Source organism: Endozoicomonas sp. PH6C, from assembly GCF_059322965.1.
On sequence record NZ_CP185342.1, the window covers coordinates 7,098,744 to 7,113,248 of the forward strand.

9 protein-coding genes are annotated in these 14,505 nt (G+C 42.8%); 5 read left to right on the forward strand and 4 right to left on the reverse strand.

The genetic code is table 11. The features are described from left to right. Positions 1-9 precede the first annotated feature (9 nt). Positions 10-1,476, reverse strand: coding sequence for a protein adenylyltransferase SelO (locus ACOMG9_RS25385; protein WP_448215200.1), 1,467 nt, complete (start codon positions 1,474-1,476; stop codon positions 10-12). A gap of 259 nt (positions 1,477-1,735) precedes the next feature. Between ACOMG9_RS25385 and ACOMG9_RS25390 the strand changes: the two genes are divergently transcribed. After that, a complete protein-coding gene (locus ACOMG9_RS25390; protein WP_494529601.1) occupies positions 1,736-2,779 on the forward strand; it encodes a protein kinase family protein in 1,044 nt (347 codons plus the stop codon). Positions 2,780-2,969: 190 nt separating this feature from the next. Here ACOMG9_RS25390 and yihG read toward each other — a convergent pair whose 3' ends face one another. Next, the gene (gene yihG, locus ACOMG9_RS25395) at positions 2,970-3,884 is read right to left on the reverse strand and encodes a 1-acylglycerol-3-phosphate O-acyltransferase, YihG family (RefSeq protein WP_494529602.1); all 915 of its coding nucleotides are present in this window, start codon (positions 3,882-3,884) and stop codon (positions 2,970-2,972) included. Between the two features lie 91 nt (positions 3,885-3,975). Then, positions 3,976-5,076 carry an A/G-specific adenine glycosylase gene (mutY, locus tag ACOMG9_RS25400; protein ID WP_448215203.1) on the reverse strand — a complete coding sequence of 367 codons (1,101 nt, stop codon included), beginning with the start codon at positions 5,074-5,076 and terminating at the stop codon, positions 3,976-3,978. Between the two features lie 293 nt (positions 5,077-5,369). On the opposite strand from mutY, the gene ACOMG9_RS25405 reads away from it, so the two are divergent. The 4 genes from ACOMG9_RS25405 to ACOMG9_RS25420 all read left to right on the forward strand — a co-directional run bounded on the left by ACOMG9_RS25405 (position 5,370) and on the right by ACOMG9_RS25420 (position 13,260). Continuing rightward, complete coding sequence (locus ACOMG9_RS25405) at positions 5,370-6,341, forward strand: TDT family transporter (RefSeq protein WP_448215204.1); 972 nt, start codon at positions 5,370-5,372, stop codon at positions 6,339-6,341. Positions 6,342-6,572: 231 nt separating this feature from the next. Next, positions 6,573-8,669, forward strand: a complete 2,097-nt coding sequence (locus ACOMG9_RS25410; protein ID WP_448215205.1) for a hypothetical protein — start codon at positions 6,573-6,575, stop codon at positions 8,667-8,669. A gap of 234 nt (positions 8,670-8,903) precedes the next feature. Then, positions 8,904-10,976 (forward strand): hypothetical protein, encoded by a 2,073-nt coding sequence (locus ACOMG9_RS25415; RefSeq protein ID WP_494529603.1) that lies wholly within the window; start codon positions 8,904-8,906, stop codon positions 10,974-10,976. A gap of 232 nt (positions 10,977-11,208) precedes the next feature. Then, a complete protein-coding gene (locus ACOMG9_RS25420; RefSeq protein WP_494529604.1) occupies positions 11,209-13,260 on the forward strand; it encodes a hypothetical protein in 2,052 nt (683 codons plus the stop codon). Between the two features lie 594 nt (positions 13,261-13,854). On the opposite strand, the gene ACOMG9_RS25425 is transcribed toward ACOMG9_RS25420, so the two are convergent. After that, positions 13,855-14,337: a hypothetical protein gene (locus ACOMG9_RS25425; protein ID WP_448215208.1), complete on the reverse strand. Its 483-nt coding sequence runs from the start codon at positions 14,335-14,337 to the stop codon at positions 13,855-13,857. Between the last annotated feature and the right edge of the window lie 168 nt (positions 14,338-14,505).

Consider the following 14,505-nt stretch of genomic DNA (forward strand, 5'->3'; position numbering starts at 1 on the left):
AACTATCCGTCAGGACGAGCAGCTGACTTCCAGCTTTTTACCCCACTCAGGGGGCTTTTGAGCATAATGTTCCAGATCAGGGTGCTCATCATAGGGGGACTGCAACACTGTCATCAGTTGTTCAATCTCGCCGTAATCCCCTTGTTCTGCCTTCTCGATAGCAGCCTGGGCGAGATAGTTTCGCAGAATGTATTTGGGGTTAATTTGCTTCATACGTTGGTGGCGCAGCTGCTCTGGCTCGGAGTTTTGAGAAACTCTTTCATCATAGCGTTGCAGCCATTGTCCGAGCGGCTCAGATTCGCTGCATAAAGCAACGAATGCGGATACTCCCTGACCCACATGGTAATCAGACAAGGTTCGGAAAAACAGGGTGTAGTCCACATGTTGTTCATGGAGCAACTGCAGAAGATCCTTGATCAGATCTGAGTCTTTGGGGTCTTCTTCCAGGAGTCCCAGCTTTTCACTCATCAATGACAGGTATCTGTCAGAGTAAAGTGCAGGATAGGTGTCCAGTATTTTTTGCAGAGCGGATACATCGTCGAGCAGAGGCACCAGGGCCTGTGCCAGTCGGCCACAGTTCCAGTAACCGATATCAGGTTGCTGGCTGAAGGCGTAGCGACCGGAGTGATCAGAGTGGTTACAGATGAAGTGCCAGTTGAAATCATCCTGAAAGCCGAAAGGTCCGTAATCAAAAGTTTCGCCGAGGATACTCATGTTGTCGGTGTTCATCACCCCGTGCGCAAAACCGTTAGCCTGCCAAAGGGCAATCATTTCAATGGTTTTTTCTACCACCGTTTTGAAAAATAAACTGTATTTGTCGTTTTTATCGGAACACTCGGGAAAGTAGTTCTCAATGGTAAATTCGGCCAGAGTTTCAAGGGCATCGTATTGTTTGCTGTAGTAGAAATACTCAAAGTGACCGAAACGGATATGAGTTTTTGCCATTCGCAGCAGGGTAGATCCGCGTTCCTCAGTTTCACGGTAAACCGGAGTGTCGCTGGTCACCACACAAAGGGCGCGGGTGGTCGGGATGCCCAGGTGAAACAGAGCCTCAGAGGCCAGGTATTCTCGAATGCAGGAACGTAGAACGGCCCGACCATCTCCAAATCGGGAATAGGGCGTCATACCTGCCCCTTTCAAGTGGAGATCCCAGCTTTCACCCTGTTTGTTGGTCACTTCCCCGAGAAGCAAGCCTCGTCCGTCACCCAGCTGTGGATTGTAGCTGCCAAACTGATGTCCGGAGTAGATCATTGCCAGAGGATCGGAACCTTTCAGAGTTTTTAAGCCTCCAGCCACCTGGGTCAACTGTTCTTTGCAGGTGTCACTCAGCTCAAGATCTAACAGATCAGCGGCTCGCTGACTGACGGCTACTAACTTTGGATTATCCAGAGGCGTGGCCTGAAGACGGGTGTAGAACACGTCAGGCAGCTGGCCAAAGCGGTTGTTAAAGTTGAGCTGATCCAGGCTTGTTCTCATTCAGGATTTTCCATACATCAGAGGACGGAAATGCCACCACTCCCTTCGACGGCATTGCTACAAATACTCTAGTATTTTACTAGGAAATCGCCTTGTAGGGGAGAGCTGTTCAGGAATGCTTATATAAAAAACGTCGGCTCCAGAGACGAGACACCAGAAAGAGCGGGAAGCATTTGTTAGATGGCGGTCGGCATATAAAGTTTGAACTTTCTTCAAAAAAAACAGTCTAAACATTATTAATCAAATTTTTTGTATTAACATGAAAACCACAATAAAAATTTTAATGACCTGCCTCTTGGTTGAGCTTATGTCATTGTCTTCAACTGCTAAGGCATATGAAAGGGTATCCTGTAACTCCAGAAGTATTCAGGACTGCGTATTTGATATTTCAAATTCTCTCGGTATTGAGAATTATGAAGCATGTCAGTTGGAAAGCCTTAATTTTGATAAAGGCTCTGTCACTAAAGACGCTTTCTATTCTTTAATATGCCCGTCGGATAGATTTTTTATAAAAGAGTCACGAAATAGCAATTATCAAGAAAATACACTTATCAATGACTACTTATCTACAAACTGCATATCTGAATTTTGCTCAATGTTAGTAAAACCAGTGAGAGAAGTTTCCCTTTTAAGTGATTCAATACCCTTTTATTACTCTGTCTTTCCTTATATTGAAGGAAAAACATTAAGTACAATAAAAGAAAAAATGTATTCAAATCGTTTAAATCAAAAAAAACTAAATATATTGTATAGAAAAATTGGAATGACTCTCGGTACTCTGCATAGCTCAGGGATAATCAATAAATATGTTGAAAACAATTTTATTTTATTGAAATCCCGCTTAGTACATGGGTATTTGCATAGCTCAAATATAATCGTCAAATCTGATAATTCTGTGTTCTTTGTAGATACAGATGGTTTATACAAATCAGTAAAATCACCACAGCAGATAACTACTGATATTAACACAGTGATTCTTCAAGTTTTACCGGGGTCGGTGTTGCTACTTGATGACCCTGCTTTATCTGATTGGATGAGTGCTTTTCCAGACTTCGTTACTAATTTTATAGATGGCTACTGTAGTTTATTTACTGAAATCCAATATAACGAGTGTGATTCAAAAATAAGAGTGCAAATGGTTTCGTTATTGAGAACTGTATATCAGTCACTTTTGACAAAGGATGATTCTGAATCAGAGGATGAGTCAGAAACTGTTGCTTACATAAATTCATACGTTCTGGAAAATAGACTTGGAAAGTTCCTTTCGTCACATATTGAATCTGTAGAAAAAAAAGATAATTGATCTTGAAGCTTCAAAACTAGCAAATTTTTTCGCTTCTCTTCGGTCTATTTTCTTCGAATTCCATCAAATCATCTCTTTATTGAAAGCAAGCGTAGAGTCGAAGCCAAAAAGAATTTTTTGGCTTCGGAGTCAGGGGGAAGGCTGGATTATACGACTTTGTTTTAGTTTTTTTTACCAGGTTCAATGATTGTCATTTAACACCACCTTCCTGACGCTGACTCATTTCCATCATGAGCTGATCTTTCTCTACCCAGAGCTGATTGACCCATGCCTGAAAGTCATTTCGAAATTCAGCATCCTGCTGGTAGCTTCGACCTATGAATGATTCCGGGATCGTTTGTTGTTCAAAATGGATACTGACGCTTTTAATTCGACCACACAGGAAGTCCCAGAAGCCCAGCTGGTCTTTTTGATGATAAACAATGGTGATATTCAAAAGGGTTCTCACCTGCTCACCCAGTGCTCCGATCACGTAGCTGATACCGCCAGCACGGGGGTTCAGTAAATGTTTGAAAGGTGATGACTGCTTTTGGTGCTTTGCTTTGCTAAAACGGGTGCCTTCAAGGTAATTGACGATGGATACCGGCATGGTTTTGAATTTTTCGCAGGCTTTAAGGGTATTTTCCAGATCTTTACCACGCTTTTCCGGGTGCTTTTCAAGATAGGCTTTGCTGTAACGCTTCATAAACGGGAAGTCGAGAGCCCACCAACAGAGACCTATGACCGGAACGAAGATCAGCTCCTGTTTGAGAAAAAACTTCATCAAGGGGATTTTTTTGTTGAGCAGATGTTGCATCAGCAAAATATCAGCCCAGCTTTGATGGTTGGCAGTGACCAGATAATAGCCATTGGGGTTCAGATCTTTCAGGCCGCTGATATTCAGACGGGTTCCTGATAGCGCTCTGATCCAGAGAGAGTTGATGCTGATCCACAGCTCCGCCACAGAGTGGGCTATGCGTCCCATAAGGCGACGAAAGCTTTTTAGAGGGACGACGAGTTTTAAGAGAGAAAAACAGAGCAGCGGCAGGCTGAGAAAAAGGGTGTTGATGATCAAAAGGGAGACAGATAAACACCCTGTGACGTATTCTTTAAATCTACGGATCATGTTGGACTTGGCATTGTTTCATTGGGGTTGCGTAGTTTAACTCGAAATTTTTTTCAACTCTAACCCGGTAATTTCATATTGCTTATCGCCTTTACAGGCTCATCCTGATTTTACTTAACAGCTTGCTGACCGGAGCAGCCAGCCCCAGCTCGGACGGCTGATCAGGTTGAAACCAGTGCCATCGATCGCCATCCGCTACTGCAGAGGCTTTATCAGTAAAAGATTTGATGGGGGTGATATCCAGGTGATAATGGCTGAATGTGTGTCGAAATGACGGCCACTCTTCAAAATCTTGCAGACTCAATCCGGTCATTTTTTGAGCAGCTTCAGACAGCACCTCCTCGATCTGGATTTCCGGAAACCCCCAAAGTCCTCCCCAAATACCCGTAGGGGGTCTTTTTTCCAACAGAACCTCTCCAAACTCGTTAATTACCATTAACATTCTTACCGATCGTTCCGGCTTGTCTTTTTTAGGTTTGGGCTCTGGGTAGCGGGTTTCTTCCCCGGCTTTATGGGCCAGACAATTTTGCTCTAACGGGCAAATCAGACAGGAAGGTTTGGTTCGGGTACAAATCATAGCGCCCAGATCCATCATCGCCTGAGTGTAATCAGCATTGCGATGATGTGGAGTATACTCTTCAGCAATACTCCAGAGTTGTTTTGCGACAGCGGACTGTCCGGACCAGCCAGGAATGGCCTGATAACGGGCCAGAACCCTTTTGACATTGCCGTCCAAAATCGGAGCACGAATACCCATACTGATAGACGCTATCGCTCCGGCAGTGGATAAACCAATCCCTGGTAACTGAGTTAATTCAGCAACAGAACGTGGAAACTCACCGGCAAAAGTGTCCATGACCATTTTGGCCGCCTTATGCAGGTTTCTGGCTCTGCTGTAATACCCCAGCCCACTCCACAAATGGAGTACGTCATCGATCTCCGCTGAAGCCAGGTCTGCAACCTCGGGAAATCGCGCCATAAAGTTTTCAAAGTACGGAATAACGGTAGCGACCTGGGTTTGTTGCAGCATGACTTCGCTGATCCAGACCCGGTAGGGGTTGATGTTTTTCTGCCATGGCAGGTTCTTGCGGCCATGACCATCAAACCATTGGAGTATTTGCAGGCTGAAGGCTTCATTATTGCTATCTGGCGACATATCAAGGAGTCTGGGTTTGAAAATTGAGTCGTGCATTCTACTATGAAAAGTGCAATGAAATGCCGCTCAATCTGACTTCAAAGAGTTTTTGTATCTGCTTGCACTGCGAAGAGGGAAACATGATCTTCTGCACTCTAACCTAATCATTTTTCTGACGCAGGCTGTTTTTATCGGAAGTATATGGCCTTCTTAAGTATAAGACTTACTGATCTTAATTATTTAAAAGTTTGAATTTTCTTATTCACCAAACAGGTTATTTTATTCACATGCCTTTTAAAAGCTGCTCAAACAGCCATGTGCGATGACAGACACTCTCGGTAATAAGCAAGATGAATAAGACTGCAAATCCAGGCCGCACGGCTGGTCTGGTAACAAGACTAAGCCGTGTACCCACTCCTCTTGGAGGCTTGGCTCTAGGCATTGCCAGCCTCGGTGCTGCCTGGTCTCTGGTCATGCCCGACCAGTCCCAGGGGCTGAAGCTGACCGCTGCGGTTATCGCCGCTATTCTGGTCTTCAAGGTGATGCTGAAGTTTATTTTGCACCCGCATTTGATTCGTGAAGATCTTTCACATCCCGTCATCAGCAGTGTTATGCCAACCTGCGCCATGGCGACTATGGTGATCGCCTCTGCACTCATGCCCGTTTCCGAATTTGCGGCACGCTTGCTTTGGGTGGCAGCCGTGCTGACACATCTGATATTACTGGCAGGTTTTGTGACTCACAGGATTCGGGACTTTGATATTGAGCATATGGTGCCCAGTTGGTTTGTACCACCCGTTGGTATCATAGTGGCTGCGGTCACCAGTACGGGTATGGGTTTTGAGTCGCTGGTCAGGCTGCTGTTTATCTTTGGAATGTTCTGCTATTTCGTAAAGCTGCCCTTCATGTTCTATCGCCTGATCTTCAAGAACGCTATTCCTGATGCGGCGCTGCCTACTTTTGCCATTATGGGGGCACCTGCCAGTCTGTCTCTGGCGGGATACCTGACCATCACTGATAACCCCAGCCTGATTATGATCAGTATTCTGACGCCACTGGCTATTTTTATGACGGCAATGGTGTATATGGCTTTTATCAAGCTGCTGAGATTGCCATTTTCACCGGGCTATGCAGCCTTCACCTTCCCAATGGTGATTGGTGCCACAGCGCTGCTTAAGCTGGAAGGCAGGGTAAATGGTGTCTTTGCTGATCTCTTTTTTCAGTTGGGGCTCATGGAACTCTGGGTGGCTACTGCCATTGTGGCTTATGTTGTTATTCGCTATATCCTGTTTTACCTGAAGCCCAGGCCGCAAATGGCATAACCTGAACAGTAAATGACTGGCTTGATTCTAGTGTTCTGCCAGTCTTTTTTCAGGAGTATGATCCTCTTTCAACGGCCAATTCCGGAGTGTATTCAGGTTTGGCTGTTAATCCCCGAAGACCGTTATCAAACACGAAATCTGTCATTATTGGCAGGGTTGTGGAATTTTTTTGGAAACTAATAGTCTAGAACGCATAGCTAAGAAAATTAAATACGGTCAATGGAGTGATCAATGAATATAAATTCTAACAGAACAGATGCATATGGACTTTATGCAAGCAGTTTTGCTAAAAAAAATGTTGATGAGAGTTATGATTCAGAGCAGAGAGAAGTCAAGAGCTTTTCAAGAAAGCGATGGGTTCAAGATAAATCTTCTGCATTGATAAAGCAGATGCGCGTACTTGCTTGTAATCAGCCACATTTTTGTGATCGAGAGACTAGTCGGACTTCTTCCGATAGAAAAGTTTCCCATTGGGTTACTACTGATGGTTTTAAGGCCTTAGACGAAGCAAGAAGCAGAGTGAGCAAGACGTTTACCGCAGAGGAAGTGGCTGAACGTTTTCGAAATACCATTGAAAACCTCATACATAAGCTGCGATACGAGAAAATCGCAACGGGATATTATGAAGTTGATCAAAGAGAAGAAATAACAGCAATTTTTATTGACTTTATTTTATGCCAGGAAGGCCTGGTTCATGATCGCTGTTTTACCATTGAAAGCAGTCCCGATAAATACTTGGCAGGTAAAACCATAAGCCAAGGGAGGGCTGAAGAAATACAGTCTTTCCTGGATGCTATTTTTAGCGAACGGGCAGCAGAGGAATCAGAATTTTATGAACTTCGAATGTATTATAGTTTTGGGGATATGGTGGTTGATTATCTTAACAAAAAAGAAAGCGTATCGGATGATGTTATCCCAAAGACTGACTGTAAAAATGACTTTTACCTCATTGAATTTACTTACGGGAAATTGCTGAAAGCTATATTTCCATTTTTTCAAACCCTTCTTGCTGGAAATGGCTTTTTTTCTGAGCTGGTTGTGATCTTTGATTTTGTCAAAAAATTCAGACAGGAAATCATTGATAGTGCGTGTAAACCGTGTCAAACCAATAATGTTATAACCATTGCTCTACGCCTCAATGGTAATGATATAAGAGAGCATTTTAATCAAGATGTTATGGATGTTATTTTTTCCAGGCGCTGCGATGGTATAGTCAATGCCATGTTTGATAACTGCGCTTTTGGGACTGACAATGAAGTGAGACCGGCAAGCAGATTAAATCTTAAATTCGGTGAAGAGCTTGAATATGATATAAAAAATCAACCTTCTGGCTCAAAGTGTCGGCCTGTTGCTACTTTTACATGTCGACTCCAAAAAAAAGGTATGATTTATCACGATGCTAATGCTTGCGGACCTGATGCATCTTATGGTTATGGTTTTGATAATAGCTTTGCCGTATACCCTTTTTACGACTCAATGAGATGGTTTGAAATAAACTGCACGCCTTACCATTCTGATGATCAACTCGCAGAATTATCTTTTGAGAAGGTGATTGAAGTGACTGATTCAATGCTCATCGACGGGTTGATTGATTATAGTTCCGGGCATAAACACGTCGATGCCTTGAGTGCTACCCAGGGTGATACCGGTGTACTTCTGGCGATGGAGTCTGAGGTCCAGCGAAACCCTTTTTTGCTGAGGGCATTTGGAAATAATGATCGTATCCTGCAGAACGATGAAGCTAAATGGTATAAAACATTTTCTGATTACGATCCAGACATAAAACCATTTGCCTTAAAGCGGTTAAATAAGATGATTGACCGATACAATAAAAAAATAGAAGAAAACGATACTGTAAAGGCAAGCCATAAGGAGAGCACTGATTCGGAAAAAAAAGAGAGGCTTGAGCAATTTGCAACTTTTTATAGCCAGTTTGTTCATATGACGACTATACAAAAGGGGTTAGGTTATATTGATGACGATGCCAGCGAAAAGTTTATGGCTATGTCTTTACTGCACATTACCGGAGCAAGAGGAGTCAAAAAATTATCAACGCTGGAATTTCGTTTTTTTCGTTGTCCGAAAACGGTACAGGAAATCAAGTCGATTAACCAATTTTTGCAAGTCTGGTTTCAATACCTTCATCAGTGCAGAAAGGATAAGACCCCTTTGCAGCCTGTTCCTGAAAATATCCGATCCTGCATAGATTATACGGCAGCGGAAGTTCAAGCTAAAACCATTGATTACCTCACTAAATTAGGGCTGAATCCGGAGTATTATCGCTGTTTTTGGGGCGAAGTAAGAGATATTCCGTCAGCGACCGACTGAATGTAAAACTCAGGTTATGAACTATAGTCTTAGTTTTTAATGCTGGCGCTGGGGTGATTGGCCCCCAACCTCCTGATTTACTTCACTTCTTCTGAATCATTCCATCCCGATCATCAGCCTCATGCAGCAGGCCAGCACTGAGTAATATGAATCATCGTTCTGGAATTTTTTTACAAATTTATAGTCTAAAGCACTAGAGCTTTAAAGAATTAAATGTGTTCATTAGAGGGATTTATGAATATAAATACAACGAAAACAGATAGTTACAGGTTTCATAAAAATGGCCTTGCTGAAAAGACTGATGAAAGTTTTGATTCAGAACAGTCAGTTTTCAAAAGTTTTTCAATAAAGCTACAGGTTGAGGATACATCCTCCGCACCGGTAGAGAAGTTGCGAGGAATCGGTACTATAGCACCAGCATTCAGCCATCAGATTGCCAATCAGACTATTCCCGAGCGAAAAGTGTCCCATTGGGTTGCTTTTGATGATTGTGAGTCCATAAATGCAGCCGAAGTCAGCGAGACGTATACCCCTGAGGAAGTGGCTGGGCATTTCCGAGCTATCATTGAAAACCTCAGGCATTCACTGATAAACGAAAAAATCGCAAGGGAAAGCTATGAATTTGATCAAACAAACGAATTAATAGAGATTTTTATCGATTTTATTTTATGTGAGGAAGGTCTGGTCCATGATCGGTGTTTTACTGTTGAACGCAGCCCTGATAAATACGTGGCGGGTAAAACCATGAGTCAGGGGCGGATTGAAGAGATAAAGTCTTTCCTGAATGCTATTTTTAGCGAATGGGAAGCAGAGGGATCGAAAACTTATTGGCCTAGAGTAGATTATGGTTTGGAGAACATGCTGGTTGATTATCTTAAAAAAAAGGAAAACGTACAGGATGATGTTGCTCCAAAGATTGTGTCCTCTGGTAATTTTTGGCATAAAATCAGGTTCGAGAAATTACTGAAGGAGATATATCCATTTTTTCAAACCCTTCTTGATGGCAGAGGCTTTTTTTCTGAGTTCGGTGTTGTCTTTAATTTTTTCGTAAAATTCAAGCAAGAACTGGTTGATAGTGCGCGTGAACCTTGTAGAACCAACAAATTAAACATTGGTCTGCGCGAGAACAGAAGTCATATGAGAGAGTATTTTAATCGACATGTTCTGGATGTTATTTTTTCCAGACGCTGTGATGGCATTGTTAATGCCATGTTTGGTGACTCCTCTTTTGAGACTGACACTGAAGCGAAGCCGTCAAAAAGATCAAACCTTAAATTAGGTGAAGAGCTTGAATATGATGTTAAAAATGATTTTTCCCGTACACGGGGTCGGCTTTGTAATATTTTCTCATCTCTACTAATAGAAAAAGGGATGAGTAATCAGGCTATCACCGACCAACGTGGTGTGCATTATGGTTTTGATGATTGTTTTACCGTAGTCTCTTTTTATGACTCGACGGCGTGGTTTGAAATAAATTGTACACCTTACCATCCTGATGATGAACGCGCCAAATTATCTTTTGAGAAGGTGATTGAAGTTATTGATACAATGCGTAACAAAGGATTGATTGATTATAGCTCCGGGCATAAACACGTCGATGCCTTGAGTGCTACTCAGGGTGATGCCGGTGTGCTTCTGGCGATAGAGTCTGAGATCCAGCGAAATCCTTTTTTGCTGAGGGCGTTTGGAAATAATGATCGTATACTGCAAAAGAATGAAGCCAGATGGTACAAAACATTTGCTGATTACAATCCGGACACAAAACCATTTGCCGTAAAGCGCTTAAATAGAATTATTGACCGATACAATAAAAAAATAAAAGAAAATCATACTGGAAAGCCAAGCCTTAAAGGGAGCACTGATTGGGAAAAAAAAGAGAAACTTGAGGAATTTGCCCATTTCTACAGCCAGCTTGTTCATATGACGACTATACAGAAGGGGCTTGGTTATATTGATGGCGATATCATGGAAAAGTATATGGCTATGTCTTTGTTGCATATCACCGGTGCTAACAGAGTCAACAAATTATCTACGCTGGAGTTTCGTTTTTTCCGTTGCCCGAAAACGGTACAGGAAATTGAATTGATTAACCAATTTTTACAAGCCTGGTTTCAATACATTCATCAGTGCAGAAAGGATAAAATTCCTTTGCAGCCTGTCCCTGAGGATATTAAATCCTGCAAAGACTATACGGCAGCTGAAGTTCAGCTTAAAACCATTGAATACCTCAGTAAATTAGGGCTGAATCCGGAGGACTATCGCTGCTTTTGGGGTGAAGTAAGGGATATTTCGTCAGAGTCCGATTGAATGTAAACTCAGGTTATGAGCTTTAACGTCAGTTTTAACGCTGGTGTGGGGGTTATTGGCTCCCGACTCCTTCATTTATTTTATCTCTGCTGAATCATTCCAACCTGATCAACAGTCTCACGTAGCAGGTCAGCACTGAGTAATATGAACCATCGTTCTGGAATTTTTTCAGAAATTAATTGTCTAAAGCGCTCAAGCTTCAAAGAATTAAATGTGTTCAATAGAGGAATTTATGAATATAGACACTACCAAAGCAGATACTTACGGATTTCATAAAAGCAGTCCTGCTGAAAAGACTGATGAAAGTTTTGATTCTGAACAAAAAGTATTCAAAAGTTTTTCAAGAAAGCTAAAGGTTGAGGATACATCCTCCGCACCGGTTGATAAGATAAGAAGGCTCGGCTCTACTGCGCCAGGCTGCAGCCATCCGATTGCCAAACAGACTATTCCCGAGCGAAAAGTTTCCCACTGGGTTACTTCTGATGATTGTAAAGCCATAAATGTAGCCGAAGTCAGCGAGACGTTTACCGCTGAGGAAGTGTCTGAGCGTTTCCGGACTAGCATTGAAAACCTTATACATTCAGTGATATACAAAAAAATCACAAGTGAAGGCTATGCATACTTTCAAGTAGACGAATTAACAGAGATTTTTATCGACTTTATTTTATTTCAGGAAGGTCTGGTCCATGATCGGTGTTTTAATGATGAAAGCAGTCTCGATAAATACTTGGCGGGTAAAACCATGAGCCAGGATAGGGCTGAAGAGATAGAGTCTTACCTGAATGCTATTTTTACCGAATGGGCAACAGAGGAATCAAAAGCTTATTGGCCTAGAACGCTTTATAGTCTGGAGGACTTGCTGGTTGATTATCTTAACAAAAAGGAAAACGAACTGGTTGATGTTAACCCAAAGATTCTGTCTTTTGATAACTCGTGGCATAAAATCAGGTTCGAGAAATTGCTGAAGCAGATATATCCATTTTTTCAAAACCTTCTTGATGGAAGAGGCTTTTTTTCTGAGTTCTGTATTGTCTTTAAATTTTTCGTAAAATTCAGGCAGGAACTGGTTGATAGTGCGCGTGAACCTAGCAGAACTAACAACTTAACCATTGGTCTGCGCGAGAACAGAAGTCATATGAGAGAGTATTTTAATCGACATGTTATGGATGTTATTTTTTCCCGGCGCTGTGATGCTATTGTCAATGCCATGTTTGATGACTCCTGTTTTGGGGTTGACAATGAAGCGAAGCCATCAAACAGATTAAACCTTAAATTGGGTGAAGAGCTTGAATATGATGTTAAAAATAAAGATTCCGATACAGAGGGTCGGCTTTGTCGTATTTTTTCATTTCTACTAAAAGAAACAGGGATGAGTAGTCGCACTATCACTGACAGACGTGGTGTACGCCATGGTTTTGATGATCGCTTTACCGTAGTCTCTTTTTATGACACGTCGGCGTGGTTTGAAATAAATTGCACGCCTTACCATCCTGATGATGAACGCGCGAAATTATCTTTTGAGAAGGTGATTGAAGTGATTGATACAATGCGTAACTCAGGATTGATTGACTATAGCTCCGGGCATAAACACGTCGATGCCTTGAGTGCTACTCAGGGTGATACTGGTGTACTTCTGGCGATGGAGTCTGAGGTCCAGCGAAATCCTTTTTTGTTGAGGGCGTTTGGAAATAATGATCGTATCCTGCAGAGAAATGAAGCTAAATGGTACAAAACATTTGCTGATTACAATCCAGACATGAAACCATTTGCCGTAGAGCGGTTAAACAGGATCATTGAACGATACAATAAAAAAATAGAAGAAAATTATACTGAAAAGCCAAACCATAAAGGGGGCACTCATTTGGAAAAAAAAGAGAGGCTTGAGGAATTTGCACGTTTTTATAGCCAGCTTGTTCATATGACGACTATTGATCCCGAAATAATGGGAAAGTACACGGCTATGTCTTTGTTGCATATTACCGGAGCACGCGGAGTCAACAGGTTATCAACGCTGGAGTTTCGTTTTTTCCGTTGTCCGAAAACGGTACAGGAAATTGAGTTGATTAACCAATTCTTACAAGCCTGGTTTGGCTACATTCATCAATGCAGGGAGGATAAAATCCCTTTGCAGCCCGTCCCTGAAGATATTAAATCCTGCAAAGACTATACGGCAGAGGAAGTTCAGCTTAAAACCATTGAATACCTTAGTAAATTAGGGCTGAATGCGGAGGAGTATCGCTGCTTTTGGGGTGAAGTAAGGGATATTCCGTCAGCGACCGATTGAATGTAAAGCACAGGTTATGAACTTTAAAGTCAGTTTTAAGTTGGCGGGGGGGGTATTGGCTCCCAAACTCCTTCATTTTATTTCATCTCTGCTGAATCATTCCATCTCGATCAACAGCCTCACGTAGTGGGTCAGCGATTAAATTGATAGTGGTGATGCGTTGTGTAAAATGATCAATTTGTTAACTACAGCTTTGCGTACTAACAGGCGACCCCGTAGCGAAGACGGCAGTATATTGAAGATGAAAATTCGGTTTTGTAAGGATAGCGAGTTCAAACCAATTTGCTGCCGACGACGACTGCACGGATGCAGGAGCTAGAGCAACGCAGGAGCAGTTGCCGACGACTGCACGGATGCAGGAGCTAGAGCAACGCAGGAGCAGTTGCCGACGACTGCACGGATGCAGGAGCTAGAGCAACGCAGGAGCAGTTGCCGACGACTGCACGGATGCAGGAGCTAGAGCAACGCAGGAGCAGTTGCCGACGACTGCACGGATGCAGGAGCTAGAGCAACGCAGGAGCAGTTGCCGACGACTGCATGGATGCAGGAGCTAGAGCAACGCAGGAGCAGTTGCCACGCAGGGCAAGTCTATTCTCAGTCAGTCTTCTTGCGATCATAACTGACCCAGACTTTAATTTTGTTGCTATCGGTATTGTCAATCCAAACTAATCCGTCTGGATCTGCACCTTCGTCTACCCTTGCACGGGGATCCTTGCCAATCTCTTTCTCCCACCAAAGTCGAGCCGATCTTCCGGAATGATCTTCGCTTTTCACTTCGAACAGCTGAGCAGCGCCCGACAATTCGCTACAGTAACTCGTATCCAGGTAATGAATATTCATAGTTTGTCCGTTCTCATAGCCCGGAATCGTCTGAATATGCTGCGGCAAGACATAGTCAACGCACATCCCCGATGAATCCCACTTTGCCGTAACTACATAGGGATCCTTATCAGTACCGATTTTCTGTAAGAATTCTATTTGCCTGATACCATCGGAGAAAGCATCCAGGGGAAATAGTAAGAACACAACCATCAACAACGCTGGCATAAAGCTTTGGCTTGTCTTTTGCGTCAACATAATCGAACCTACTGCCGTGTAACGACAATAGTTATACTAGGACACTCTGGTGTTTTTGCTAGGAGCCTGACCGGAAAGACACCTGAAAGTGATCTAGAGTATGGTATTTAGCTTTGCTATGACTCGCACAGTAGTCAAAGATGAACAATGGGATCGGATCAAAGATAC

Bases quoted from the DNA above. Each gene is read 5' to 3' on its own strand.
- ACOMG9_RS25385 (WP_448215200.1), bottom strand. From the start codon at position 1,476: ATGAGAACAAGCCTGGATCAGCTCAACTTTAACAACCGCTTTGGCCAG.
- ACOMG9_RS25390 (WP_494529601.1), top strand. From the start codon at position 1,736: ATGAAAACCACAATAAAAATTTTAATGACCTGCCTCTTGGTTGAGCTT.
- yihG (WP_494529602.1), bottom strand. From the start codon at position 3,884: ATGATCCGTAGATTTAAAGAATACGTCACAGGGTGTTTATCTGTCTCC.
- mutY (WP_448215203.1), bottom strand. From the start codon at position 5,076: ATGCACGACTCAATTTTCAAACCCAGACTCCTTGATATGTCGCCAGAT.
- ACOMG9_RS25405 (WP_448215204.1), top strand. From the start codon at position 5,370: ATGAATAAGACTGCAAATCCAGGCCGCACGGCTGGTCTGGTAACAAGA.
- ACOMG9_RS25410 (WP_448215205.1), top strand. From the start codon at position 6,573: ATGAATATAAATTCTAACAGAACAGATGCATATGGACTTTATGCAAGC.
- ACOMG9_RS25415 (WP_494529603.1), top strand. From the start codon at position 8,904: ATGAATATAAATACAACGAAAACAGATAGTTACAGGTTTCATAAAAAT.
- ACOMG9_RS25420 (WP_494529604.1), top strand. From the start codon at position 11,209: ATGAATATAGACACTACCAAAGCAGATACTTACGGATTTCATAAAAGC.
- ACOMG9_RS25425 (WP_448215208.1), bottom strand. From the start codon at position 14,337: ATGTTGACGCAAAAGACAAGCCAAAGCTTTATGCCAGCGTTGTTGATG.